This window comes from Streptococcus sp. AM43-2AT, assembly GCF_003603405.1.
GTDB lineage: Bacteria > Bacillota > Bacilli > Lactobacillales > Streptococcaceae > Streptococcus > Streptococcus ilei.
Genome location: NZ_QTND01000001.1, coordinates 1 through 344, shown reverse-complemented (window position 1 = coordinate 344; position 344 = coordinate 1). Strand labels below are relative to the sequence as shown.

Annotated in this window: 1 pseudogene; it reads right to left on the bottom strand. The window is 44.2% G+C overall.

The annotated features are described in order from the left end of the window. A pseudogene (locus DW930_RS10505) lies at positions 1-344 on the bottom strand (muramidase); the annotation flags it as partial.

The window sequence follows — 344 nt, the reverse complement described above, 5'->3', positions numbered from 1 at the left end:
TCTACAGGCTTATCTGGAGTTGGCTCTACAGGCTTGTCTGGAGTTGGTTCTACAGGCTTGTCTGGAGTTGGCTCTACAGGCTTATCTGGAGTTGGTTCTACAGGCTTGTCTGGAGTTGGTTCTACAGGCTTGTCTGGAGTTGGTTCTACAGGTTTGTCTGGAGTTTCCTTCAGTTTGTAAACATAAGTGACATTCTTATCGCCTTCAATTACTTTACCTGTAGTAGGGTCTGTTGACTTCAAGTGACCATCTTTATCAACTTCACCAACTGTGTAGTTACCAGCTGGTACCAATTCGTAAGTCTTACCTTCGAATTCAATCTCTTGTGGACGGTTGTCTACAAC